The organism is Bradyrhizobium sp. UBA2491, assembly GCF_002341725.1.
GTDB lineage: Bacteria > Pseudomonadota > Alphaproteobacteria > Rhizobiales > Xanthobacteraceae > Bradyrhizobium.
Genome location: NZ_DDOP01000066.1, coordinates 65,788 through 88,548, shown reverse-complemented (window position 1 = coordinate 88,548; position 22,761 = coordinate 65,788). Strand labels below are relative to the sequence as shown.

General features: G+C 65.3%; 21 protein-coding genes. 13 read left to right on the top strand and 8 right to left on the bottom strand.

The features are described 5' to 3' along the window. Positions 1 to 31: 31 nt before the first annotated feature. The 4 genes from rseP (at position 32) to fabZ (ending at position 5,452) form a co-directional block, all read left to right on the top strand. A complete protein-coding gene (rseP, locus tag B2W55_RS22175; protein WP_024583517.1) occupies positions 32 to 1,183 on the top strand; it encodes an RIP metalloprotease RseP in 1,152 nt (383 codons plus the stop codon). Between the two features lie 176 nt (positions 1,184 to 1,359). Next, positions 1,360 to 3,900 (top strand): outer membrane protein assembly factor BamA, encoded by a 2,541-nt coding sequence (gene bamA, locus B2W55_RS22170; protein ID WP_024583518.1) that lies wholly within the window; start codon positions 1,360 to 1,362, stop codon positions 3,898 to 3,900. Between the two features lie 32 nt (positions 3,901 to 3,932). Next, positions 3,933 to 4,994: a UDP-3-O-(3-hydroxymyristoyl)glucosamine N-acyltransferase gene (gene lpxD / locus B2W55_RS22165; protein WP_024583519.1), complete on the top strand. Its 1,062-nt coding sequence runs from the start codon at positions 3,933 to 3,935 to the stop codon at positions 4,992 to 4,994. Beyond that, a complete protein-coding gene (gene fabZ / locus B2W55_RS22160; RefSeq protein WP_024583520.1) occupies positions 4,994 to 5,452 on the top strand; it encodes a 3-hydroxyacyl-ACP dehydratase FabZ in 459 nt (152 codons plus the stop codon). Before lpxD ends, fabZ begins: the two co-directional genes overlap by 1 nt. 21 nt (positions 5,453 to 5,473) lie before the next feature. On the opposite strand, the gene B2W55_RS22155 is transcribed toward fabZ, so the two are convergent. Beyond that, complete coding sequence (locus B2W55_RS22155; RefSeq protein ID WP_024583521.1) at positions 5,474 to 5,797, bottom strand: KTSC domain-containing protein; 324 nt, start codon at positions 5,795 to 5,797, stop codon at positions 5,474 to 5,476. A gap of 138 nt (positions 5,798 to 5,935) precedes the next feature. On the opposite strand from B2W55_RS22155, the gene lpxA reads away from it, so the two are divergent. From lpxA to B2W55_RS22130, 5 genes are all read left to right on the top strand, one after another. Then, positions 5,936 to 6,730: an acyl-ACP--UDP-N-acetylglucosamine O-acyltransferase gene (gene lpxA / locus B2W55_RS22150; RefSeq protein ID WP_024583522.1), complete on the top strand. Its 795-nt coding sequence runs from the start codon at positions 5,936 to 5,938 to the stop codon at positions 6,728 to 6,730. A 19-nt stretch (positions 6,731 to 6,749) separates the two neighbouring features. Beyond that, on the top strand, positions 6,750 to 7,607 hold the full coding sequence (locus B2W55_RS22145) for an LpxI family protein (RefSeq protein ID WP_035636671.1): 858 nt from the start codon (positions 6,750 to 6,752) through the stop codon (positions 7,605 to 7,607). Next, the gene (gene lpxB, locus B2W55_RS22140; RefSeq protein WP_024583524.1) at positions 7,607 to 8,785 is read left to right on the top strand and encodes a lipid-A-disaccharide synthase; all 1,179 of its coding nucleotides are present in this window, start codon (positions 7,607 to 7,609) and stop codon (positions 8,783 to 8,785) included. The genes B2W55_RS22145 and lpxB overlap by 1 nt, the downstream gene beginning before the upstream one ends. A gap of 112 nt (positions 8,786 to 8,897) precedes the next feature. Next, positions 8,898 to 9,557: an SRPBCC family protein gene (locus B2W55_RS22135; RefSeq protein ID WP_024583525.1), complete on the top strand. Its 660-nt coding sequence runs from the start codon at positions 8,898 to 8,900 to the stop codon at positions 9,555 to 9,557. Positions 9,558 to 9,563: 6 nt separating this feature from the next. Continuing rightward, a complete protein-coding gene (locus B2W55_RS22130; protein ID WP_024583526.1) occupies positions 9,564 to 9,899 on the top strand; it encodes an ArsR/SmtB family transcription factor in 336 nt (111 codons plus the stop codon). A gap of 32 nt (positions 9,900 to 9,931) precedes the next feature. Here the strand turns inward: B2W55_RS22130 and gltA are convergent, their stop codons facing one another. Further along, positions 9,932 to 11,233, bottom strand: coding sequence for a citrate synthase (gltA, locus tag B2W55_RS22125; RefSeq protein ID WP_024583527.1), 1,302 nt, complete (start codon positions 11,231 to 11,233; stop codon positions 9,932 to 9,934). A 160-nt stretch (positions 11,234 to 11,393) separates the two neighbouring features. Continuing rightward, a complete protein-coding gene (gene gltX / locus B2W55_RS22120) occupies positions 11,394 to 12,815 on the bottom strand; it encodes a glutamate--tRNA ligase (RefSeq protein WP_024583528.1) in 1,422 nt (473 codons plus the stop codon). Between the two features lie 154 nt (positions 12,816 to 12,969). Between gltX and B2W55_RS22115 the strand changes: the two genes are divergently transcribed. From B2W55_RS22115 to B2W55_RS22105, 3 genes are all read left to right on the top strand, one after another. Further along, entirely contained in the window at positions 12,970 to 14,649 is a 1,680-nt protein-coding gene (locus B2W55_RS22115; RefSeq protein WP_024583529.1) for a glutamine--tRNA ligase/YqeY domain fusion protein, read from the top strand. Between the two features lie 32 nt (positions 14,650 to 14,681). Then, positions 14,682 to 15,068 (top strand): YybH family protein, encoded by a 387-nt coding sequence (locus B2W55_RS22110; RefSeq protein ID WP_024583530.1) that lies wholly within the window; start codon positions 14,682 to 14,684, stop codon positions 15,066 to 15,068. A gap of 124 nt (positions 15,069 to 15,192) precedes the next feature. Then, positions 15,193 to 17,475 (top strand): ComEC/Rec2 family competence protein, encoded by a 2,283-nt coding sequence (locus B2W55_RS22105; protein WP_024583531.1) that lies wholly within the window; start codon positions 15,193 to 15,195, stop codon positions 17,473 to 17,475. Here B2W55_RS22105 and B2W55_RS22100 read toward each other — a convergent pair. The 5 genes from B2W55_RS22100 to B2W55_RS22080 form a co-directional block, all read right to left on the bottom strand. Next, positions 17,472 to 17,699: a hypothetical protein gene (locus B2W55_RS22100; protein WP_024583532.1), complete on the bottom strand. Its 228-nt coding sequence runs from the start codon at positions 17,697 to 17,699 to the stop codon at positions 17,472 to 17,474. The two genes, B2W55_RS22105 and B2W55_RS22100, sit on opposite strands and share 4 nt — an antisense overlap. A gap of 176 nt (positions 17,700 to 17,875) precedes the next feature. Continuing rightward, positions 17,876 to 18,304 carry a hypothetical protein gene (locus B2W55_RS22095; protein WP_024583533.1) on the bottom strand — a complete coding sequence of 143 codons (429 nt, stop codon included), beginning with the start codon at positions 18,302 to 18,304 and terminating at the stop codon, positions 17,876 to 17,878. A gap of 273 nt (positions 18,305 to 18,577) precedes the next feature. After that, complete coding sequence (lexA, locus tag B2W55_RS22090) at positions 18,578 to 19,282, bottom strand: transcriptional repressor LexA (protein WP_024583534.1); 705 nt, start codon at positions 19,280 to 19,282, stop codon at positions 18,578 to 18,580. A gap of 244 nt (positions 19,283 to 19,526) precedes the next feature. After that, the gene (gene glp / locus B2W55_RS22085; protein WP_024583535.1) at positions 19,527 to 20,738 is read right to left on the bottom strand and encodes a gephyrin-like molybdotransferase Glp; all 1,212 of its coding nucleotides are present in this window, start codon (positions 20,736 to 20,738) and stop codon (positions 19,527 to 19,529) included. 91 nt (positions 20,739 to 20,829) lie between these two features. Beyond that, entirely contained in the window at positions 20,830 to 21,471 is a 642-nt protein-coding gene (locus B2W55_RS22080) for an HAD family hydrolase (RefSeq protein ID WP_024583536.1), read from the bottom strand. A 356-nt stretch (positions 21,472 to 21,827) separates the two neighbouring features. Here B2W55_RS22080 and B2W55_RS22075 point away from each other — a divergent pair, with 356 nt between their 5' ends. Continuing rightward, complete coding sequence (locus B2W55_RS22075; RefSeq protein WP_024583537.1) at positions 21,828 to 22,739, top strand: amino acid ABC transporter substrate-binding protein; 912 nt, start codon at positions 21,828 to 21,830, stop codon at positions 22,737 to 22,739. Positions 22,740 to 22,761: the final 22 nt, after the last annotated feature.

The following is a 22,761-nucleotide window of genomic DNA, read 5'->3' as shown; positions in this document are numbered from 1 at the left end:
GAGCCTTTGGCTCTTGTCGAGGGGAAATCGGATGCCCGAGTTTTTTCTTCATAGTATCAATGCGTTGAGCCATGGGCTCCTCGGTTATATCGTTCCGTTTCTATTCGTCCTGACGATCGTTGTTTTCTTTCACGAGCTCGGCCACTTTCTGGTCGCGCGCTGGGCTGGCGTGAAGGTGCTGACATTCTCGCTCGGCTTCGGGCCGGAGCTCGCCGGCTTCAACGACCGGCATGGCACGCGCTGGAAGATCTCGGCCATCCCGCTTGGTGGCTACGTCAAGTTCTTCGGCGACGACAGCGAGGCATCGACGCCGTCGACCCAGACGCTGTCCACCATGACGGCGGAAGAGCGCGAGGGCAGCTTCCATCATAAGTCGGTTGGCAAGCGCACCGCCATCGTGGCCGCCGGCCCGATCGCGAACTTCATCCTCGGCGCGCTGATTTTCGCGGCGATGGCGCTGTATTACGGCAAACCGAGCACGATTGCCCGGGTCGACGGTCTGGTGGTCGAAGGTGTTGCCGCCAATGCCGGTTTCAAGGTCGGCGATGTCGTCACGGAGATCGACGGCAGTGCGATCCAGAGCTTTGCCGACATGCAACGGATCGTAGCATCGAGCGCCGGTTCAGAGCTTGGGTTCAAGGTGAAGCGGGATGGCGCGATTGTCGCGCTCAAAGCGACGCCGGCGCTCAGGGAGGTCAAGGATCCGTTCGGCAACGCGCACAAGATCGGCGTGCTCGGGATCGAGCATAAGGCTCAGGTCGGTGAGGCGACCAGCGCGCCGGTCGGCGTCCTGGAAGCCCTGAAGATCGGGGTCGAGCAGGTCTGGTACATCATTTCCAGCACGTTCAAGTTCCTCGGGTCGCTGTTCGTCGGAACCGGCAATCCCGGGGAGGTGAGCGGCGTCATTGGAATAGCAAAGCTGTCCGGGCAGGCCGCGAGCGCGGGTTTTCAGTTCGTTGTCAATCTGTGTGCCATCCTGTCGGTCTCGATCGGGCTGCTGAACCTGTTCCCGATCCCGCTTTTGGACGGCGGCCACCTGCTGTTTTACAGCGCCGAAGCGCTGCGCGGCCGTCCGCTCTCGGAGCGGACGCAGGAAGTGGGTTTCCGAATCGGACTGGGTTTGGTTCTGATGCTGATGGTGTTCGCGACGTATAACGACATCCTTAGAATCGCTGGGTCCTGAATCAGGGCTTTTCTGTGGCGTTGCCAATGGGCAACGTCTTGGAACGAAAATGGAAATGTTCAGCTCTAGTAAGTTTGCCGCCTTGGCAAATTTGGTTACAAGCTGAGCGGTAGGTTGGGAATCTGTCGGGGCGTTGGGGAACGATCCGGCATCGGTAAGATAAGGGCGCGTCGCGCATGATGTTTGGAATGCGAGTGAGGGGGGGCTTGTTCGCCGCCTTGGTCATGTTCGCCGTGCCGGTGGTCGCCACCTTGGCGACCGTAACTGTGTCTGCGCCTGCGTTTGCGCAGTCGGTCGATTCGATCACGGTGGAGGGGAACCGCCGCGTCGAGCTGGAAACCATCCGTTCCTATTTCCATGGCGGGCCGGGCGGTCGGCTGGGCCAGGCCCAGATCGACGACGGTCTGAAGGCGCTGATCGAGACCGGCCTGTTCCAGGACGTCCACATTGATCAACGGGGCGGACGCCTTGTCGTGGTCGTGGTCGAGAACCCGGTGATCGGTCGCGTCGCCTTCGAAGGCAACAAGAAGATCAAGGACGAGCAGCTCACCGCCGAAGTGCAGTCCAAGCCGCGCGGCACGTTCTCGCGCCCGATGGTGCAGTCGGACGCCCTGCGGATCGCCGAAATCTACCGCCGTTCCGGCCGTTATGACGTGCGGGTCAATCCGCAGGTCATCGAGCAGCCGAATAACCGCGTCGACCTGGTCTTCGAGATCAATGAAGGCGTGAAGACCGGTGTCCGGTCGATCGAATTCGTCGGCAACAACGCCTATTCGGCATCCCGTCTGCGCGACGTCATCAAGACCCGCGAATCGAACCTGCTGAGCTTCCTCGGCGGCAACGACGTCTACGATCCAGACCGGGTCGAGGCCGACCGCGACCTGCTGCGCCGCTTCTACCTGAAGAACGGCTATGCCGACGTTCAGGTGGTGGCCGCGCTGACCGAATACGATCCCGACAAGAAGGGCTTCCTGGTTACCTTCAAGATCGAGGAGGGCCAGCAGTACCGCGTCGCTGCCGTCAACTTCTCGTCGTCGATCGCGACGCTCAATCCCGATGCGCTGCGCTCGTATTCACGCGTCAATGTCGGCTCGCTCTACAACGCCGAGGCGCTGGAGAAGTCCGTCGAGGAGATGCAGATCGAGGCGTCCCGCCGCGGCTACGCCTTCGCGGTGGTCCGGCCGCGTGGCGACCGCAACTTCGACAACCACACGGTGTCGATCACCTTCGCGATCGACGAAGGCCCGCGCACCTATATCGAGCGCATCAACATCCGCGGCAACAGCCGCACCCGCGACTACGTGATCCGCCGCGAATTCGATATCTCGGAAGGCGACGCCTACAACCGTGCGCTGGTCGACCGCGCCGAGCGCCGGCTGAAGAACCTCGACTTCTTCAAGACGGTGAAGATCACCACCGAGCCGGGTTCCTCCAGCGATCGCGTCATCCTGATCGTCGATCTCGAAGAAAAGTCGACCGGCGACTTCTCGGTGTCGGGCGGCTATTCAACCACCGACGGCGCGCTGGCCGAAGTCAGCGTCTCCGAGCGCAATTTGCTCGGCCGCGGCCTGTTCGCGAAGGCGTCGGTGACCTACGGCCAGTACGCCCGCGGCTACTCGCTGTCGTTCGTCGAACCCTATCTGCTCGACTACCGCGTCGCGCTCGGCCTCGATCTCTATCAGCGCCAGCAACTGTCCAACAGCTACATCGCCTACGGCACCAAGACGCTGGGCTTCAGCCCGCGGCTCGGCTTCAGCCTGCGCGAAGATCTGTCGCTGCAACTGCGCTACTCGATCTATCAGCAGGAAATCACCCTGCCGTCGACGCTGAACAACTGTAACAACGTGCCGACGCTGCCGGATGGAACGCCGAATCCGGCGTTCAATCCGAGCCCGGCCTATGCAAACCTGAACGGCATCAGCCTGGTGTCGACCAATGGTCTCGGTTGCTTCTATGACGGCGAAGCCTCGCTGCCGGTCCGCAAGGAACTGGCGGGCGGCAAGACCCTCACGTCGGCGCTGGGCTATACGCTCAACTACAACACGCTCGACAACAACAAGAACCCGACCGACGGTCTGATCGTCGACTTCAAGCAGGATTTCGCCGGCGTCGGTGGCGACGTCAGCTACATCAAGAGCGCGATCGACGCGAAGTACTACACCCCGCTGGTTTCGGACATCGTCGGCGTGATTCACGCCCAGGGCGGTATCCTGAACAAGCTCGGCAGCCAGGATCTGCGCATGCTGGATCACTTCCAGATGGGCCCGAACCTGGTCCGCGGCTTCGCGCCGAACGGTATCGGTCCGCGTGACATCAATCCCTACGGCACCATGGACGCCATCGGCGGCACCAAGTATTGGGGCGTGTCGGCGGAATTGCAGATGCCGTTCTGGTTCCTGCCGAAGGAAGTCGGACTCAAGGGCGCGGTCTATGCCGACGCCGGCGGCCTGTACGACTACCAGGGCCCGACCTCGTGGGCGGCGACCGGCGAAGTCAACCAGCCCGGGTGTATCAAGCCGACGAACAATCCGCCGTCGCCGGGCACCTGCCTTGGCCTGAGCTACGACGACAGCAAGATTGTCCGTACCTCGGTCGGTGTCGGTCTGATCTGGCAGTCGCCGTTTGGTCCGCTGCGCTTCGACTATGCGATCCCGCTGACCAAGGGCGCGTATGACCGCGTGCAAGAATTCCGGTTTGGCGGCGGTACGACTTTCTAAGTCCGCTAGCCGACCGGACTGCGACGGATGGAATGGCGCAGCCGATCTTCTTCAAGAGTCCTCCTTCGTCAACGCTGGCTGAAATCGCCGCGCTGACGAAGGCGCAACTGGTCGACCCCGAGAGGGGAGCGCTTCAGATCAGGGGGCTGGCCTCGCTCGACGAGGCCGGTCCGATGCATCTCGCCTTCTTCGATAATCTCAAATATGCCGACCAGCTCGCCGCCACCAAGGCCGGCGCCTGCCTGGTCAGCCCGCGCTTCGAGGCGCAGGTGCCCAAGGGCACCGCCGTGCTGCGGGCCGCGAAACCGTTCCAGGTGTTCGTCGAACTCGCCCGCCAATGGCACGCCGACGCGCTGCGGCCGCAATCCTGGTTCGGTACCGAAGGCATCGCGCCGTCGGCGGTCATCGATCCCACCGCGCGCCTCGAGGACGGCGTCATCGTCGATCCGCTGGTCGTGATCGGCCCGCGGGTCGAGATCGGCTCGGGCACCATCATCGGGGCCGGCGCGGTGATCGGGGCCGACGTCAAGATCGGCCGCGACTGCAATGTCGGCGCCAAGACCACCATTCAGTTCGCGCTGATCGGCAACAACGTGCTGATCCACCCCGGCTGCAATATCGGCCAGGACGGCTACGGCTTCATCTTCTTCGGCCCGGCCGGGCATGTGAAGGTGCCGCAGACCGGTCGCGTGGTGATCCAGAACCATGTCGAGGTCGGCGCCGGCTCGACCATCGACCGCGGTTCCCTGCGCGACACCGTGATCGGCGAGGGCACCAAAGTCGACAACCAGGTCCAGATTGGCCACAATGTGATCATCGGCAGGCACTGCCTGCTCGCGGCCCAGATCGGGCTCGCAGGCAGCCTGACGATCGGCGACAATGTCGCGCTCGGCGCCAAGGTGGGCATCAACAACCACCTCAAGATCGGCGACGGTGCCCAGGTGACGGCGATGAGCGCGGTGAAGGACGACATCCCGGCCAACGGCCGTTGGGGCGGGCATTTTGCCAAGCCGACCAAGCAATGGTTCAGGGAAATCATCGCTGTCGAGCGCCTGGTGCGCGACAACGAAACAAAAGGCGAGGGTAAGGAGTGATGGAGGAGGCACCGGTCAGGTTCGAGCTGGTGGATATCAACGATATCCTGAAGACGCTCCCGCATCGCTTTCCGATGTTGCTGATCGATCGGGTCGTCAAGATCCGCACCGACTATAGCGGCATCGGCATCAAGAACGTCACCTTCAACGAGCCGCCGTTCCAGGGGCATTTCCCGGATCGGCCGGTCTATCCCGGCGTGATGATGATCGAGGCGATGGCGCAGACCGCCGGCGTGATCGGCATCAAGTCGGTCGACGGCACCGAGAAGCCGCGCGCGGTCTATTTCCTCACCATCGACAAGTGCAAGTTCAGGAAGCCGGTGATGCCCGGCGACACCATCGAATACCACATGCGCTCGCTCGGCCGCCGCAAGACCATGTGGTGGTTTCACGGCGACGCCAAGGTCAACGGCCAGGTCGTCGCCGAAGCCGATGTCGGGGCGATGCTGACCGATTAGAGCGTTTTCGACGCGCCGAGGTCACGACGTCCTGCACGCGTACCGGCCGTCGGCGCCCGCGATCCGCAGCACGCGGTTGAGATAGATGCCGATCGACGGTGCGCTCATCAGCGCGTCGAAGGTTGCGGCGGGCACGCCGCAATAGCGCTGGTAACTGCCCCTGACCGCGACCAGCAGCGCACGATCCGCCGTGCTGTAGCAGACCCGTTGCACGATCGTGCTGCGGTTGATGTCGCGGCATTCGAAGCTCGCGAGATCGACCGGCGCGCCGCGGCCGAGATCAATCGTCTCCGGGACGACCGGCGCGGAGAACAGGCTGAGGATGAGCGCGGCGGCCCGGACCATGGATCGGTTGCGACCTTCTCGTTTGCAACAGGCGGTCATGATACGTCACTGGACAGGGCAGGCAAAGTCGCGCTAACGACCGCCGAACCCGACAGCATAGCGCTTTGGCGCCACTCACGAATTCCGGACCGTACCTGCATGAGCATGATCGACCCCACTGCGCGGATTGCCGACGGCGCTGTGATCGGGGCCGGCACCGAGATCGGTCCGTACTGCATCATCGGCCCCGACGTCGTGCTCGGCGAAAACTGCAAGCTGATCGCCCATGTCACGATCAGCGGGCACACCAGGATCGGCGCCGGTTGCGTCATCTCGCCGTTTGCCGCGCTCGGCGGGCCGCCGCAGGATCTCAGCTATCGCGGCGAGCCGACCCGCCTTGAGGTCGGCGAAGCCTGCACGATCCGCGAGGGCGTGACGATGAACGTCGGCACGGTCAAGGGCGGCGGGCTCACCCGCGTCGGTGACCGCGGCTTCTTCATGAACAACAGCCATGTCGGCCATGACTGCATGGTCGGCAACAACGCGATCTTCGCGACCTCGGCGACGCTGGGCGGCCACTGCGAGATCGGCGACTTCGTCTACATCGGCGGCCTCTCGGCGGTGCACCAGTTCACCCGCGTCGGCTCACAGGTGATGATCGGCGGCGTCTGCGGCGTGCGCGGCGACATCATTCCGTTCGGACTTGCGAATGGCCAGTACGCGGTGCTCGAAGGCCTCAACATCATCGGCATGCGGCGGCGCCAGTTCACCAAGGCGCGGCTCGCAACCGTGCGTGCGTTCTATCAGAAGCTGTTCCACGGCCCCGGTATCTTCGCGGAGCGGCTCGCCGCGGTGCAGCCGCTGGCCGGCGAAGATCCCGCGATCGCGGAGATCCTCACCTTCATCGCGGGCGGCAAGCTGCGACCGCTCTGCCTTCCCGCCGACAGCAACTGAGCAGGGGATGGCCGCCAGCATGACGTCAGCGGCTCCCTCGCTTTCCTCGCCGGTTGGCGTGATCGCCGGCGGCGGCGCCATGCCGTTCGCGGTCGCCGAGCAGCTCGCCGCGCGCGGTATCACGCCGGTGCTGTTCGCGCTGCGTGGTGCCTGCGATCCGGCGCGCGCGCAGCGGTTTCGCCACCGCTGGATCTCGGTCGGCCAGCTCGGGCGTGCGACCCGGCTGTTCCGGGATGAAGGCTGCCGCGACCTGATTTTCATCGGGACCCTGGTGCGTCCCGCATTGTCGGAGATCCGGCTCGACTGGGGCACGCTGCGCCTGCTTGGCCATGTCGTGCGCGCGTTTCGCGGCGGCGACGATCATCTGCTGTCGAGCGTCGGCCGCATCCTCGAGCAGCAGGGATTCCGCATGGTCGGGATCAAGGACGTTGCGCCCGATCTCCTGATGCCGGAGGGCGCGGTGACGCGCACGACGCCGGACAGCACCGCGCTCGCCGACATCGCGCGCGGCCGCGGCGTGCTCGATGCGCTCGGTCCGTTCGACATCGGCCAGGCCGCGGTGGTGATCGACGGTCACGTGGTCGCGGTCGAGGACATCGAAGGTACTGACGGGCTCCTGGCGCGCGTGGCGCGGTTGCGCGCCGAGGGCCGGATCCGCGCCAAGGCCGGTCGCGGCGTCCTGGTGAAGGCGCCGAAGAGCAAGCAGGACCTGCGCTTCGATCTGCCGACCATCGGGCCGCGAACGGTCGAGGGCGCCGCGGCGGCGGGCATCGCCGGCATTGCCGTGATCGCCGGCAACACGCTTGCAGCCGAGCCGCAGGCGCTGATCGAGACTGCCGACGCCAAAGGGCTGTTCGTCATCGGACTGGCCGGCTGATGCAAGCGCAAAGCCTCAGCATCGGCCGCAAGATATTCCTGATCGCGACGGAAGAATCCGGCGACCGCCTTGGTGCGGCGCTGATGCAGGTGCTGCGCGAACGGCTTGGCGATGCCGTGCGATTCTCCGGTGTCGGCGGCCGGGCGATGACCGCCGAGGGCATCGTCCCGCTATTCCCGATCGAAGAGCTCTCGATCATGGGCTTCGCCGCCGTCGTGAAGCAATTGCCGAAGATCCTGCGGTTGATCAGCCGCACCGCCGACGCGGTGCTTGCCGACGCGCCGGATATGCTGGTCATCATCGACAGCCCGGACTTCACCCATCGCGTCGCCCGCCGTGTTCGCGCGCGCAATCCGGATATCCCGATCATCGACTACGTCTCGCCGTCGGTCTGGGCCTGGCGGCCGGGCCGGGCACGTGCGATGCGCGGCTACGTCGATCACGTGCTGGCGCTGCTGCCGTTCGAGCCGGAGGAGTACCGCAAGCTGCACGGACCGCCTTGCAGTTACGTCGGTCATCCCCTGACCGAACAACTTGCCTCGCTGCGCCCGAACGAGGACGAGCACAAGCGGCGTGATGCGCAGCCGCCGGTCCTGCTGGTCTTGCCCGGCAGCCGGCGCAGCGAGATCAGGCATCATCTGGCGCTGTTCGGCGCGGCGCTCGGCCAGCTCAACAAGCAGACCGCGTTTGAGCTCGTGCTTCCGACCATGCCGCATCTCGAGGCGATGGTGCGCGAAGGCGTCGCGTCATGGCCGGTGGTGCCGCGACTCGCGGTCGGTGAGACCGAGAAGCGCGCCGCGTTCCGCGTGGCGCGCGCGGCGCTGGCAAAATCGGGCACGGTGACGCTCGAGCTCGCGCTGTCGGGCATTCCGATGGTGACGGCCTATCGCGTCGGTGCTGCCGAGGCGTTCATTTTGCGCCGTGCCATCCGGGTGTCGTCGGTGATCCTCGCCAATCTCGTGATCGGCAGCGACATCATTCCCGAGTTCCTGCAAGAGGACTGCACGCCGGACAAGCTGGCCCAAGCGTTGGGCGAGGTGCTGGCGGATTCGCCCGAGCGGCTGCGGCAACTCGTGGCGTTCGCGACGATGGACGGAAAGATGTCGACCGGCGACCAGCCGCCAAGCGTCCGCGCCGCCGACATCGTGCTGGCTGAAATGGACCGGCGTTCGACCTAGCTACGGTTCATCATATTGGTCGCGGCGACATCCGGCCGCACAGGTTCCACTTGCCTCCAATCATTAGGCCGTACTAATATTAGTAATAGATAATATTAGTACGGAGCCGCCCATGAGAATCGATCCTGTCGCCTATGTCGGCGCTGTCATTCGAGAGGTCACCGTCAGGGAACGCGATGGCAAGCCGGCGCGGGCGGTGATTGCGACGCGCAGCTACGACACCGACATCGCCGATCTCTGGGACGCGCTGATCAATCCCGAGCGCATTCCGCGCTGGTTCCTGCCAATCTCAGGCGATCTGAAACTCGGCGGCCGTTACCAGTTCGAGGGACAGGCCCGCGGCCAGATCACGGCCTGCGAGCCGCCGCGTCGGCTCGCGGTGACCTGGGAGTTTGCGGACACGGTCAGTTGGGTGACCGTGACGTTGGCTGATGACGGCGCCAGGGGAACACGCCTGGAACTCGAGCATCTCTCGCTCATCGAAGGTGATTTCTGGGATCGCTACGGGCCTGGCGCGGTTGGCGTCGGCTGGGACCTCGCTCTGGTGGGGCTCGCCCTCTACTTCGCCACGCCGCCGGGACAGCCATTCGACCGCGCGGCCGCCGCGGCGTGGCCTGCGTCGGACGGCGGCAAGGATTTCATCCGCCGCAGCAGCGAGGACTGGTGTCGCGCTTCGATCAAGGCCGGCACCGACGAGGCGGCCGCGCGCAGGGCGCAAGCCAACACGACAGCGTTCTATCTGGGTGAACCCGAGCCGGGCAGCGGAGGCTAGCGCGTCGTGCACGCCTTCGACATCCTCGGCGATCCCGTCCGCCGGCGTATCCTGGAGTTGCTGGCGACCGGCGAGCACAGTTCGGGCGATGTCGTCGCGGTCGTGCAGCGCGAGTTTGGCATCACCCAATCGGCGGTGTCGCAGCAGCTGAGGATCCTGCGCGACGCCGGTTTCGCGACGGTGCGTGCCGACGGCACGCGTCGCATCTATGCCGTCGAGCCGCGGCGGCTGCGCGAGGTCGATGATTGGCTCGACCGGTTCAGGGCATTGTGGCTGCCACGCCTTGACGCACTCGCCACCGAAGTCGCCCGAGGCAAAAGAAAACGGCGCCAGCAGGAATGATGGCGCCGTTTCGAACGTGTTAGCGACGATGCTTACTTGCGCTTGTCGATCGGCACATAGTCGCGCCGCGCGACGCCGGTGTAGAGCTGACGCGGACGGCCGATCTTCTGCTGCGGATCCTCGATCATCTCGCTCCACTGGCTGATCCAGCCGACGGTGCGGGCAACCGCGAACAGCACGGTGAACATCGACACCGGGAGGCCCATCGCCTTCAGCGTGATGCCCGAATAGAAGTCGACGTTCGGGTAGAGCTTGCGATCGATGAAGTAGGGATCGCTCAGCGCGATCTTCTCGAGCTCGAGCGCGACCTTGAGCATCGGATCGTCGCCGTGGCCGGTCTCCTTGAGCACCGCGTGACACATCTTCTGCATGATCTTGGCGCGCGGATCATAGTTCTTGTAGACGCGGTGGCCGAAGCCCATCAGGCGGACTTCGCTGTTCTTGTCCTTCACCTTGGCGATGAAGTCCGGAATGTTTTCCACCTTGCCGATGCCGTAGAGCATGTTGAGCGCGGCTTCGTTGGCGCCGCCATGCGCCGGACCCCACAGGCAGGCGATGCCGGCCGCGATGCAGGCGAACGGGTTGGCGCCCGAGGAGCCGGCGATGCGCACGGTCGAGGTCGAGGCGTTCTGCTCGTGGTCGGCGTGCAAGATCAGGATCTTGTCCAGCGCGTCAGCGAGCACCGGATTGATCTTGTACTCCTCGCAGGGCACCGCGAAGCACATGTTGAGGAAGTTCTCGGCGAACGACAGCGAGTTCTTCGGATACACGAAGGGCTGGCCGACCGTGTACTTGTAGGCCATCGCCGCCAGCGTCGGGATCTTCGCGATCATCCGGATCGAGGCGATCTCGCGCTGCTTCGCATCGTTGATGTCGGTGGAGTCGTGATAGAACGCAGCCAGCGCGCCGACGGCAGCGACCATGATCGCCATCGGATGGGCGTCGCGGCGGAAGCCCTGGAAGAAGCGGGCCATCTGCTCATGCACCATGGTGTGGTGCGTGACGGTGTAGTCGAACTCTTTCTTCTGCGCCGGGGTCGGCAACTCCCCGTAGAGCAGCAGGTAGCAGGTCTCGAGGAAGTCGCCGTGCTCGGCGAGTTGCTCGATCGGGTAGCCGCGGTATTCGAGGATACCGGCGTCGCCGTCGATATAGGTGATCTTCGACTGACAGCTGCCGGTCGAGGTGAAGCCGGGGTCGTAGGTGAACACCCCGGCCTGGCCGTAGAGCTTGGCGATGTCGATGACATCAGGCCCAACCGTGCCGCTCAGGATCGGGAAATCGTAGTTCTTGTTGCCGATGGTAAGTGTGGCTGTCTTGCTGGATTTTGCGTCCATCGTGATATCCCCGATGAATTCGTTGCGAAAACCGACCATGCCCAGTCGCTAAATTGCGGCCCATGGCCGGGCGGAACGGCTTGTGGAGAAAGCGTCCGGGGATGGGTAGCTCATTGCAATGTGCGCTGCAAGATGGACCCTGGAGGGGGTCCATGCAGGATCACGCCGCCTGATCGGCGAGACGGGCGAGGCACTCCTGGCGTCCCAGCACCGCCAGCACGTCGAAGATGCCCGGCGACGTCGTACGTCCGGTCAGCGCCACCCGCAGCGGCTGGGCCACGGCGCCGAGTTTCAGATTGTTCTGCTCGGCGAAATTCCGCATCGCGGTCTCGGTGGTTTCCGCGGTCCAGTCGTTGACGGCTTCCAGCGCGGTGCGCAGGCGGCCGATCAATGCGCGCGTTTCCGGCGTCAGTAGCGCCACAGCTTTCGGATCGAGCTCGAGCGGCCGATCGGCGAAAATGAAGTAGGCGCCCGAGATCAGCTCGAGCAGCGTCTTGGCGCGCTCCTTCAGGCTCGGCATCGCCCGCAGCAATTGCGCGCGGGTGGTGTCGTTGAGCTTGGCCTTCAGCGCGGCGCCCTCCGGCACATAATCCAGCACGCTCTCGAACTGGGTCACAAGGGATTGATCGTCGCTCTGCCGGATATAGTGGCCGTTGAGGTTCTCGAGCTTGGCGAAATCGAACCGCGCCGCGGAGCGGCCGATGCCCGGGAGGTCGAATGCGTCGATCATCTCCTGGGTCGAGAAGATCTCCTGGTCGCCATGGCTCCAGCCGAGCCGGACCAGGTAATTGCGCAAGGCGGCCGGCAGATAGCCGAGCGCGCGATAGGCATCGACGCCGAGCGCGCCATGGCGCTTCGACAGCTTCGAGCCGTCTGGACCGTGGATCAGCGGAATGTGGGACATGCTCGGCAGCTCCCACTCCAGCGCGTCGTAGATCTGCTTCTGGCGTGCCGCGTTGATCAAATGGTCGTCGCCGCGGATGATGTGGGTGACGCCCATGTCGTGGTCGTCGACCACGACGGCGAGCATGTAGGTCGGGGTGCCGTCGCCGCGCAGCAGCACGAGGTCGTCGAGGTTCTCGTTTTGCCAGACCACGCGGCCCTGGACCTGGTCCTCGATCACGGTCTCGCCGGTCTGCGGCGCCTTGAGGCGGATGGTCGGTTTGATGCCATCAGGGGCGGTCGCGGGGTCGCGGTCGCGCCACATGCCGTCATAGAGCCGGGTCCGGCCCTCGGTGCGCGCCTTCTCGCGCATCGCCGTCAGCTCCTCAGGCGTCGCATAGCAGTGGTAAGCCCGGCCGGCGGCAAGCAGGCCCTCGGCGACCTCGCGATGGCGGGCGGCACGGCTGAACTGGTAGATGACGTCGCCGTCCCAATCGAGCTCCAGCCACTTCAGGCCGTCCAGGATGGCGTCGATCGCCTCCTTGGTTGAACGCTGGCGGTCGGTGTCCTCGATCCGGAGCAGCATCTTGCCGCCGAGCTTTTTGGCGTAGAGCCAGTTGAACAGCGCGGTGCGGGCACCCCCGATATGGAGGAAGCCGGTCGGCGAGGGGGCGAAGCGGGTAACGACGGAATCGGTCATGTTGCTGCAAGACGTATGTGTGAACGGCGGTGGTGTATAGCAGGAACCGAACATAACTAAAGGCTTGGGCGGGCATTTGAGCGGGCAAACCGGGCTTGGCCCGACGGCCCGAATTTGGCAGAAGATCAGCCAGACTCCTCCAGGGAACCATTTGATGACGACTGACACGACGGCAGAGGCAGGGCGCGACTTCATCCGCGACATCGTCCAGGCCGATCTCTCCTCCCACAAGCACAGCCGGATCGTGACCCGCTTCCCGCCGGAGCCGAACGGCTACCTGCATATCGGCCACGCCAAGTCGATTGCCCTGAATTTCGGCATCGCGCAGGAGTTCGGTGGCCAGTGCAATCTGCGCTTCGACGACACCAACCCGACCAAGGAGGAGCAGGAGTACATCGACTCCATCCAGGCCGACGTCCATTGGCTCGGCTACGATTGGGGGACAAACCTCTTCTTCGCGTCGGATTATTTCGAGCGCCTGTACGATTGGGCCGAGGGCCTGATCAAGGCGGGCTATGCCTATGTCGACGACCAGTCGCAGGAGGAGATCCGCGTCTCGCGCGGTACGCTGACCGAGCCCGGCAAGAACTCGCCGTTCCGCGACCGCTCGGTCGAGGAGAACCTCGACCTGTTCCGCCGCATGAAGGCCGGCGAGTTCTCCAACGGTGCCCGCGTGCTGCGCGCCAGGATCGACATGGCCGCCGGCAACATCAATCTGCGCGACCCGGTGCTCTATCGCATCCTGCACGCGCACCATCCGCGGACCGGCGACACATGGTCGATCTATCCGAGCTACGACTATGCGCACGGCCAGTCGGACGCCATTGAAGGCATCACCCATTCGATCTGCACGCTGGAGTTCGAGGATCACCGCCCGCTCTATGAGTGGCTGCTCGACAAGCTGCCGGTACCCTCGAAGCCGCATCAGTACGAATTCGCGCGGCTCAATCTGACCTACACGCTGCTGTCCAAGCGCGTGCTGACCCAGCTCGTCCGCGACGGCCATGTCTCCGGCTGGGACGATCCGCGCATGCCGACCATCGCCGGCCTGAAGCGGCGCGGCGTGCCGCCGGCGGCGGTGCGCGAATTCATCAAGCGGATCGGCGTTGCCAAGGCCAACAGCGTGGTCGATGTCGGCATGCTCGAATTCTGTATCCGCGAGGAGCTGAACCGCACCGCGCTGCGCCGCATGGCGGTGCTGCGGCCGCTGAAGGTCGTGATCGAGAACTATCCGGAAGGCCAGGTCGAGGAGCTCGAGGCGATCAACCATCCCGACAATCCCGAAGCCGGCACCCGCAGGATCGCGTTCGGGCGCGAGCTCTATATCGAGCGCGACGACTTCATGGAGAACCCGCCGAAGAAGTTCTTCCGCCTCTCGCCCGGCAATGAGGTGCGGCTGCGCTATGCCTACTTCATCAAATGCACGGGCGTGATCAAGAACGACGCCGGTGAGGTCACAGAGCTGCGCGCGACCTATGATCCCTTGACCAAGGGCGGCAACGCGCCTGACGGCCGCAAGGTGAAGGCAACGATGCACTGGCTGCCGGCGGCGCAGTCAAAGCCCGCGGAGATCCGCGTCTACAACCAGCTGTTCGCCAACCCGAGCCCGAACGCCGCCAGCTTCGCCGCCGACCTCAATCCGCAGTCGCTGGAAGTGCTCAGCGATGCCCGGGTCGAGCCCGCGATCGCCGAGGGCAATTCGCCCGACGCGATGCAGTTCGAGCGGCAGGGCTATTTCGTCCGCGATGCGGATTCGACGCCCGACAGGCTGGTGTTCAACCGCACCATCGGCCTGCGCGACACCTTCGCCAAGGAAGTCGGCGGCAAGAGCTAGCGCAGTAGAGCGACAACAGACGGACGCGATCGATGCCAAGTGAAACCGACGATATCGCCTCCGGCATCATTGCCAAATGGTCTGCCGGATTCAGCACGCTCGACGCCGACGCGCTCTCGGCGCTCTATTCGCAGCACGCGTTCTTCTTCGGCTCCAACCCGACGCTGTATCGCGGCCGCGACGGCGTCAAAGCCTATTTTGCCGGCCTGCCGCGCTGGCGCGCGCCGCGCGTTCAATTCAGCGATGTCAGGACCGATCGGGTCAACGACGGTCTCGTCAACATGGCGGGCATCGCATCCTTCTTCCTCGACGGCGACGCGCCGTCGCTCGTCGTCAAGATCACCTGGGTGATCACGCGCGAGGAGGGCGATTGGAAGATCGCCTGCCACCACGTCTCGTCGCAGACACCGCTGATCTAGGCTCCTGCCAGCGCCCGGCTGTCCCCACAGGTCACAGCCCCCGGTTGCGTGTTTCGGTTCCGTTCCGCTAGTCGGGTGACTGCGGCATCCGCTAGCCTGCCGCCCGGCAGGGATCGCAAGCGGAATGGCGGAGCAGGGCACCACCCCGGGCGGCAAACGCGGCTATGCCGGGACGTGGCCGCCGCGCGCTGCTGTGCCGGCCGGTGGCTATGTCCCGGTGTCCGCCAGCACCTGGCGGCCTTTCGTCGAGACGCTGCGGCAATGGGCGCGCGCGGAGGCGGGCGCTGGCCGGCTGCTACCTTGGGTGCCGGTGGCGTTCGGGACCGGCATTGCGTTCTATTTCGCGGCCGAGCATGAGCCGGTGCTGGCGGTCGCGGCCATCGTCGCGATTGCGCTCGGCCTGCTCGCTGTTCTGCTGCGGCGGCGGAGGGTGTTTGCCGCGCTGGTGCTGCTGGCCGCGGTCGCCGCAGGCTTTGCGACGGCGACCTGGAAGACGGCGAGGATCGCGCATGCCGTGCTGGCGCGCCCGATGTTCTCGGTGGCGCTGACCGGGTTCGTCGAGACGCGCGACATCCGGGAGAAGACCGACCGTTTCGTGCTGCGCGTGGTGTCGATGGAGAGCCCGCGCGACAACACCAGATTGGAGCGCGTCAGGCTCTCGGTGAAGAAGGGCACGGCGCCCGAGGTCGGCAGCTTCGTCGAGTTGAAGGCGCGACTGATGCCGCCGCTCGGGCCGCAGCGTCCGGGCTCCTATGATTTCGGCCGCGACCTGTATTTCCAGGGCATCGGCGCGTCCGGCTTCGTGATGGGTGCAGTCAAGACCAGGGAGCCGCCCGCGGCCGGCGGCTTCGCGCTGCGCTACGCTGCCTTCATGCAAGGCCTGCGCGACGCCATCGACGCCCGCATCCGCACCACGCTCGATGGCGACCAGCGCGCGATCGCCACCGCGCTGCTTACCGGGCGGCGCGACGCGATCACGACGCCGGTCAATGATGCGATGTTCATCTCGGGGCTCGGCCATGTGCTGTCGATCTCCGGCTATCACATGGCCGTGGTCGCCGGCGTGGTGTTCTTCACGGTGCGGGCGTTGCTTGCGCTGTTTCCGGCGCTGACGGCGGCACATCCGATCAAGAAGTGGGCGGCGGCGGCCGCGCTCGTCGCCGCGGCATTCTATCTGCTGCTCTCAGGCGCCGAGGTCGCGACGCAGCGGTCGTTCTTCATGACCGCGGTGGTGCTGATCGCCGTGATCGTCGACCGCCGTGCGATCACCTTCCGCACCCTGGCGGTGGCGGCGCTGATCGTACTCGCGATCGCGCCGGAGGCGCTGGTGCACCCGAGCTTCCAGATGTCGTTTGCCGCGACGCTCGGGCTGGTCGCGCTGGTGCAGATCGGGCTGCCGAACCTCCTGGCTTCGCCCGACCATTCGGTGACCGCGCGGGTGGCGCTGTGGGGCGGGCGCGAGCTCATGGTGCTGATGCTGGCCTCGCTGGTGGCGGGGCTCGCGACCACGCCCTACGCCGCGTTCCATTTCCATCGCGTGACGCCCTATGGGCTGCTGGCGAACCTCGCGGCGATGCCGGTGGTGTCGGCGGTCGTGATGCCGGCCGGCCTGCTCGGGCTCGCCGCCATGCCGTTCGGCTTCGACGGCGTATTCTGGGCGATCATGGGATTTGGCATCGACTGGATGATCCTGGTGACGCAATGGGTCGCCGCGCTGCCCGGCGCGGTTGGGCGGATGGCGGCGTTTGGCACCGGACCGATGATCCTGGCCAGCGCCGGCATCATCCTGCTCGGGCTGTTGCGCACGCCACTGCGCTGGTCGGGCGCCGTACTGCTGGTGGTGGCCTCGGCGTGGGCGGTGCGGGTGCCGCAGCCGGATGTGCTGGTCTCCGCCGACGGCCGCAACGTCGCGGTACGCGGCGGCGACGGGCGGCTGCATCTGATGCACAGCGCCAAGGATGCCTTCCTGGTGAAGGAGTGGCTGGCGGCCGACGCCGATGCGAGGACCGCCACCGATGCCTCGCTCGGCGAAGGCGTGTCCTGTGATGCGAGCGGCTGCGTGAGCCAGGGGCCCGGCGGCTTCGTCGCGCTGGCGATGCGGCCGGAGGCGTTGGCCGACGATTGCGAGCGCGCGGTGCTGATCGTGACGGCACGGCCGGCGCCGCAAGGCTGCGCGGCCGCCGTGGTCGATGGCGACCGGCTGCGGCGCCACGGCGCGCTGGTGCTGCGGCGGACGAAGGACGGCTTTGCCATCGACGCGGTCAGGCCCGGCGGGGTCGACCGGCCGTGGTCGCCTGCGGTTCCTGGCGACGGCGAGAGCGAGACATCGCTGCGCGCGCCTGCCGCCGCGCCACGGCCCGCCGTGGACGCGACGCCGGCTGAGGGCGATCTACAGGGCGAGGATTAGCCGTTGTCCGGCGAGGGGCCGGTCGGCAGTTCGAACAGGCCGAGATGATATTCATCGGAATCGGGGCCGGCGTCGGGTTTCCTGACGAGTGTGAAGGTCGCCTCGGGAAACTGCTCCCAGACCTTCAAATCGTCGGCCGTCACCGTCAGCCAGCCGAACCGGAACATGTAGCGACCCGGTTCCGTGACGCGTCCAGCCTTCTGCCATGTGACCTTGTCGACCACTGCGCGGCTTTCCTTGGGTGCACTCTCCGTGGGTGCACATGCTCCGCGCGCGATGATGCGCCAAGGCGCCCGCCGACGCAAATCTTCCAGCGCGCCCCGGAACCCGACGTCCGGGGTCGCTCGAAATCGCTTTGGTCATTCGCCGCCGAACAGCTCATTCCGCGGCGACGATGCGTTTAACCCAAAAACAGCGACGCGAATGCGGAGGGCCGCCGCTCCACAGCCTTCGGCTTGTGCTCGACCGCCGGATGCAGCGCCGGCAATTGCAGCACGCTGACGCGCTGCCCCTCGACCAGCTGGGTCACCAGCACATGGCTCCCGTCGGGGAATTCGACCGCGTCATGATGTCGATCCGGAACGTCGGGCTCGACTTCGTTGAACACGCCGACCCGGAAGCCCATCGTCTTGGTCCAGATCCAGCGGCTGTCGTAGCGAACGTTCTCGGCGAAAGCGAGCTCGGTACCCGGCAGCATGCAGACCGCCACAGTGGGATCGTTCTCCGAAGCAAAACCGCGGGTCGACGTGCCGCGGAAGGTCGTCGTGATCAGCGTCTCTCCGACAATGGCGGGGCGCGATGCCACGGCGTGCAGACTATAGTCACACATCGGATGGCTCCTCGTTTCGAGGTAGCGACCCGTGCCTCTCCTTGAGGCATGGGCCTCTACCAGAGTGGACGATAGCGAACGAGTGTCGGCTCGTTTCGAGGCGATTGTACGACTGGCCGTTGAACGCTCCGATCACAAACACGCGACGCTGCGTGGGAGGTATCGGAGCGCATCGGGCAGACTGCACCTTGCGCTATCTTCCAAGGAACGATCCGATGTGTCGCTCGTTCCTCGCCGCCGCAAGTATTTGCGGCTCAGTACACGTATTTGCGCTCAGTATTTGCGATACAGCCCGATCAGCTTGCCCTGGATGCGGACCCGGTTCGGCGGCAGGATACGCACTTCATAGGCAGTGTTGGCCGGCTCCAGCGCGATCGACGCGCCGCGGCGGCGGAAGCGCTTCAGCGTGGCTTCCTCCTCGTCGATCAGTGCCACCACGATGTCGCCGGTGTTGGCGACGTCGTTGCGCTGGATCAGCGCCATGTCGCCGTCGAGGATGCCGGCATCGACCATCGAGTCGCCGCGCACTTCCAGCGCATAATGCTCGCCGGTGCCGAGCATGTCGGGCGGCACGCTGATGGTGTGGCTGCGGGTCTGGAGCGCCTCGATCGGCGTACCGGCCGCGATCCGGCCCATCACCGGGACCGCCACCGGGCGGTTGCCGTCGTCCTCGGCGACCGGCGGGGTCGCGGGACGCTTGCCGAGGGTGCCTTCGATGACGCTCGGGGTGAAGCCGCGGCGGCCGTTGCCGCCGCCGGCGGAGAGTTCGGGCAGCTTGATGACTTCGATGGCGCGGGCGCGGTTGGGCAGGCGGCGGATGAAGCCGCGCTCCTCCAGCGCAGTGATGAGGCGGTGGATACCGGACTTCGAGCGCAGGTCGAGCGCATCCTTCATCTCGTCGAAGGAGGGCGGCACGCCGGCCTCTTTCAGACGTTCATTGATGAAACGCAGAAGTTCGTACTGTTTGCGCGTGAGCATCTCGAGTATTCCCCCGGTTGATAGCGTCGTTCGATTCCGAGACTCTTCAGTGGGGCCTGCAGGCCGGGCCTGACCTCGGGAGCATGGTGCTTGCTGCAAGCGCTCCCTGGCGGCCTCCCGTTTGTAGACACCAGTACTCGAAACAAATCATGAACGGACACTATATGTTCGATATGTGTTCCGCAACCTCTTAATTTCCGGTGAACGGGTCAAGGCAACACGCAACCAGCGAGCCGCGAAAGCCTCACTCCGGCAGCGTCAGGATCTCACACTCACTGCCCTTGGCAGCGGCGGGCGCAAACGGCGGACGCACGAGAAGTGCCCGCGCCGCAGCGAGATTCCCGAGCAGCGACGAGTCCTGCTGCATGACGGGCGTGGCGACCAGCGAGCCGTCCGCGCGCTCCTCGAGACGGGCGCGCAGATAGTCCTCGCGCTGGTCGTTGGCGGCGAGGTCGCGGCCGAGCAGCGCGCTCGTGCGGACATGATGAACGGTCTTGCGGCCGCTCAGCGCACGAATCAACGGCACCAGAAACAGGAAGGCGCAAACATAGGACGACACCGGATTGCCGGGCAGGCCGATCACCCGCATCGCGCCGAGCCGGCCGTGCATCATCGGCTTGCCCGGCCGCATCGCGATCCGCCAGAACGCCATCGCGACGCCCTCGGCTTCGAGCGACTGCTTGACCAGGTCGTGGTCGCCGACTGAGGCGCCGCCGGTGGTGATCAGGACGTCGGCTCCGGCCTCGCGCGCCCGGCGGATGCCGACCGTGGTCGCCTCCACGGTGTCGGCGGCAACCCCGAGATCGACGGTCTCGGCGCCTTCCGCGCGCGCCAGCGCCCGCAGCGCATAGCCATTGGAATAGACGATCTGGCCGGGACCGGGCCGCGATCCCGGCATCACGAGCTCGTCGCCGGTCGCCAGCACCGCGACCTTCGGGCGGCGGTGCACCGCGAGTTCCGGATAGTTCATGGCGGCCGCAAGCGAGAGCGCGCGGTCGGAGAGGTGGCTGCCGCCGGTGAGCAGCACGTCGCCCTCGCGGAAGTCGACGCCGGCGGGGCGGATGTGCCGTCCCGCCGTGGCAGTCTCAGTGATCGTGATGTGGTCGCCGTCGACCGCGGTGTCTTCCTGGATGACGATGGCGTCGGCGCCATCGGGGATCACCCCGCCGGTGAAGATCCGCACCGCTTCGCCGGCGCCGACAGTGCGCTCGAACGGCCGGCCGGCGGCGACTTCGCCGATCACCTTGAGCCGGGCCGAGAGATCGGCGGCATCGGCGGCGCGCACGGCATAGCCGTCCATCGCCGACATCGGCTGGGGCGGCTGGGTACGCCGCGCCGCGAGATCACCCGCCAGCGTGCGGTGGTAGGCGGCATCGAGCGCGACCAGCTCCGACGGCAACGGCTCGGCGCCGGCGAGAATGGCGGACAGGGCATCGGCAACCGGCATCAGGGCCACGCTCGGAGCTCCTCAATTCGCAAGGGCAATTCCCACAGGGAAATCCCAAAGGCAATTTCCAAAGGCAATTCTCAAGGGCAATTCCAATGGGTCAAACACCAGACCTGTCAATTCCGAGCGCGCCCAGCGCCCGTGCCACGTCATCCGTCGATGTCACGTGGACGGCATGAAGGCCGCGTGCCCGCGCACCTTCGATATTGGCGGCCGAATCGTCGAAGAACAGGATCCGCGACGCCGGCACGCCGATCGCTTCTACCACATGATCATAGGCCTCGGCGTCGGGTTTCCGGAAGCCGATGCTCGAGGACAGGAACACCGTGCGGAAATGGCTGAGCAGATCGGCATAGGCGACCGAGAAATGCGCGACATGGGCCGGATTGGTGTTGGAGAAGGCGTAGAGCGGCATCCGTGCGGCGGCGGCCGTGAGCAGCGGCGCGATCCCCGGCATCGCGCCGGTGAAGATCGAATTCCAGCCATCGAGGAACTGGGCGTCGCTGAGGCGAATGCCGAGCGACTGGCGCAGATTGGCGAAGAACGCGGCGTCGTCGATCCGGCCGGTCTCGTGATGCTTGAAGCTGTCGTCGACCACGAAGCGGCTTGCGAGGTCCGCCGGCGCACAACCGGCATGCTCCGCCCAATGCGCCATCACGCGATCGAAGCTGATGTTGATCACGACGCGGCCGATATCGAACAGCAGCACGTCGACGGAATCGGGAGAGAGTTGCGATGTCATTGCGTGAACCGTGTACGAAAATTGCGGGCAGGCGGCAATGTGGTCGATTTGTGCGGCAGGTATGCGACCAGTCTCGCGGCCGGTGCAGGAGAATCCATCGCCTCTCCACGCGTCGTCCCTGCGAAAGCAGGGACCCATACGCCGCGGCGGATGTCGTGGATGGGACTCGTCATTCTGACATCGGGTTGGTTTGTCGTAGCGCTGCGCAGCGGATCATCGCAAAGCGCGATAACTGATAGACACATCCTCATCTACCCCCGGGAGCCGCCGGTCGGCTATCACCACGCCATGCGTCGCTTCGGCACTCTTGGCTCGGGTACGCAACCCTCGTCACGACGACCGGACAGGAGTAGCCCATGCGTTTGCCCGCCATCCTCTTCGCTCTCATACTCGCCGCAGGTCCCGCGGCCGCTGAAGAGCTGTCGGGCACGCTGCAAAAGATCAAGGAAACCGGCAAGGTCACGCTCGGCTATCAGGAGGCCTCGGTTCCCTTCAGCTATCTCGACGACAACGCGCGCCCGATCGGCTTCGCACTCGATATCTGCCTCAGGATCGTCGATGCAGTGAAGAAGGACCTGGGCATGCCCGGGATCGCCGTGGACTATCTCCCCGTGACCTCGTCGAACCGGATTCCCCTGATGGTCAACGGCACGATCGATCTGCATTGCTCGGCGACCACCAACAGCGCCGATCGCCAGAAGCAGGTGACGTTCACCAACACGCATTTCCTCAGCGCGACGCGGTTCGCCGCCAAGAGATCGTCCAACATCAACACCATCGACGACCTGAAGGGGAAGTCGGTGACCGCGGTCGCGGGATCGGTCAATCTGGCGCAGCTCATCAAGGTCAACAACGAGCGCAAGCTCGGCATCAACATCCTTCCGGCGAAGGACCAGGCCGAGGCCTTCCTGATGCTGGAGACCGATCGCGCCCAGGCTTATGCGCTCGATGACGTCCAGTTGGCAGTTGCGATCGCGCGCTCGAAGGCGCCGGCGCTCTACATGATCAGCGAGGAGGCGTTCTCGAAGGCGGAGCCGTTCGGCATCATGCTGCGCCGGGAGGACGCGCCGTTCAAGGCGCTCGCCGACCGCGCCACCGCGGAGCTCTACAAGAGCCCGGAGATCGAGGTCATGTACCGGAAGTGGCTGGAGGCGCCGACCCCGCCGAAGGGTATCAACTACCACGTCCCGATGTCGCCCGAACTGCGCAACGCGTTCGCTCATCCAAGCTCGAGTTTTGACCCGGATGTGTACGGTATGGGCAAATAGTTCGCGTTGCTATGTTGCAGCA

Coding starts and splice junctions, on each gene's coding strand:
- rseP (WP_024583517.1), top strand. CDS start 32: ATGCCCGAGTTTTTTCTTCATAGTATCAATGCGTTGAGCCATGGGCTC.
- bamA (WP_024583518.1), top strand. CDS start 1,360: ATGATGTTTGGAATGCGAGTGAGGGGGGGCTTGTTCGCCGCCTTGGTC.
- lpxD (WP_024583519.1), top strand. CDS start 3,933: ATGGCGCAGCCGATCTTCTTCAAGAGTCCTCCTTCGTCAACGCTGGCT.
- fabZ (WP_024583520.1), top strand. CDS start 4,994: ATGGAGGAGGCACCGGTCAGGTTCGAGCTGGTGGATATCAACGATATC.
- B2W55_RS22155 (WP_024583521.1), bottom strand. CDS start 5,797: ATGGTCCGGGCCGCCGCGCTCATCCTCAGCCTGTTCTCCGCGCCGGTC.
- lpxA (WP_024583522.1), top strand. CDS start 5,936: ATGAGCATGATCGACCCCACTGCGCGGATTGCCGACGGCGCTGTGATC.
- B2W55_RS22145 (WP_035636671.1), top strand. CDS start 6,750: ATGACGTCAGCGGCTCCCTCGCTTTCCTCGCCGGTTGGCGTGATCGCC.
- lpxB (WP_024583524.1), top strand. CDS start 7,607: ATGCAAGCGCAAAGCCTCAGCATCGGCCGCAAGATATTCCTGATCGCG.
- B2W55_RS22135 (WP_024583525.1), top strand. CDS start 8,898: ATGAGAATCGATCCTGTCGCCTATGTCGGCGCTGTCATTCGAGAGGTC.
- gltA (WP_024583527.1), bottom strand. CDS start 11,233: ATGGACGCAAAATCCAGCAAGACAGCCACACTTACCATCGGCAACAAG.
- gltX (WP_024583528.1), bottom strand. CDS start 12,815: ATGACCGATTCCGTCGTTACCCGCTTCGCCCCCTCGCCGACCGGCTTC.
- B2W55_RS22115 (WP_024583529.1), top strand. CDS start 12,970: ATGACGACTGACACGACGGCAGAGGCAGGGCGCGACTTCATCCGCGAC.
- B2W55_RS22110 (WP_024583530.1), top strand. CDS start 14,682: ATGCCAAGTGAAACCGACGATATCGCCTCCGGCATCATTGCCAAATGG.
- B2W55_RS22105 (WP_024583531.1), top strand. CDS start 15,193: ATGGCGGAGCAGGGCACCACCCCGGGCGGCAAACGCGGCTATGCCGGG.
- B2W55_RS22095 (WP_024583533.1), bottom strand. CDS start 18,304: ATGTGTGACTATAGTCTGCACGCCGTGGCATCGCGCCCCGCCATTGTC.
- lexA (WP_024583534.1), bottom strand. CDS start 19,282: ATGCTCACGCGCAAACAGTACGAACTTCTGCGTTTCATCAATGAACGT.
- B2W55_RS22080 (WP_024583536.1), bottom strand. CDS start 21,471: ATGACATCGCAACTCTCTCCCGATTCCGTCGACGTGCTGCTGTTCGAT.
- B2W55_RS22075 (WP_024583537.1), top strand. CDS start 21,828: ATGCGTTTGCCCGCCATCCTCTTCGCTCTCATACTCGCCGCAGGTCCC.